The 1,136-nt window shown below is 36.3% G+C and carries 1 protein-coding gene; it reads left to right on the top strand.

The annotated features are described in order from the left end of the window. The first annotated feature begins 55 nt into the window (after nucleotides 1–55). Nucleotides 56–523 (top strand): LysM peptidoglycan-binding domain-containing protein, encoded by a 468-nt coding sequence (locus tag HMPREF0083_RS20395; RefSeq protein WP_021623637.1) that lies wholly within the window; start codon nucleotides 56–58, stop codon nucleotides 521–523. The last annotated feature ends 613 nt before the right edge of the window (nucleotides 524–1,136 follow it).

Genomic DNA, 1,136 nt, shown 5'->3' with positions numbered 1-1,136 from the left:
CCAAACGCTACATTTTTAGATTGCCACAAACAGATTAAAGGAGTTTAAAACAAAAGTGAAAAAAGAATTATTTACCATGCCTGTGAATAGGTCTGAACACTCTGGTATTGTGTGTGGGATAACAAAAGGAGAGGCGAAGATGAAGAAGCGGGCTTATGGCGTTACCAAATTTCTTATTCCTATTACTATTTCTCTCTTTGCTTATTCTGCTCCTGTCTTAGCAAAAGAATCGCAGGAGATGGTGAAAGCAAAAGATCTTACATCAGATAGATTACAAATTCAAGTACTTGATAATCCTGTTCACAGCCAAACTATTTTTAGTAAAACAATGGACGGAAGTGTAGAGGTTGAGAGACCTTCTGTAATGACAAAAGGAATCGTCAGTTATAAAGTGCAAAAAGGGGATAGTATGAGTTCGATTGCTGCTACCTTTGAAGCTCCATTGAAGGATTTATTGACAGCTAATTCACACATAAAAAATTACAATAAACTTTCTGTTGGTCAAGACGTGTATCTTCCCTAATAAAATAAGCAGGAACATTACATTATACGGGGATTTTACAACTATTATTAATAAGAGCGATTGCTTCGATAAGTATAGGGCTTACTTTATGGAGAGCTATATAAGGTAAATATATAGGAATGTATTGTAGCAGCCGCTATTTTTATGAGTTGGATGAAAGAAGTAACAATGTTTTTCTGTTATACAAAATGCTCATTTAGAAAAAATAACAAATTACATTTGCATTTTTCTCCAATATTAAGGTACAATAAATTTACTATAATTCGAAAGGGAGTGGCAAAATGGAAAAAATGTTAAATACATCCGCTAAAATTACATTTCGTTGCCCCCCGTTCATATAATTGGAGCTTGGATAAATATGTCCAGTTAATGAGCCAGGGCAACTAATGCCATGGCTTTTTTATGTTTGTTTGTACATGTAGAGCCATGGGTTTGTAGTAGCCTTGGCTCTTTTATTTTGCCTGCATGAGGGAACGAAATTGTAATGACAAATCACAGTTTTTCCAAGGATACGCACTACATGGAGGTAAACGAATGAACATACAACAAGTAAGTGAGCTATGGGGCGAAAAGCGCGGTCCGCTACGCTTCTGTGTGGGAGACGAACCGACGC

The organism is Aneurinibacillus aneurinilyticus ATCC 12856, assembly GCF_000466385.1.
Taxonomy (GTDB): Bacteria; Bacillota; Bacilli; order Aneurinibacillales; family Aneurinibacillaceae; genus Aneurinibacillus; species Aneurinibacillus aneurinilyticus.
Note: the sequence above shows the minus strand (reverse complement) of the source record. Positions and strands in the feature narration are given on the sequence as shown.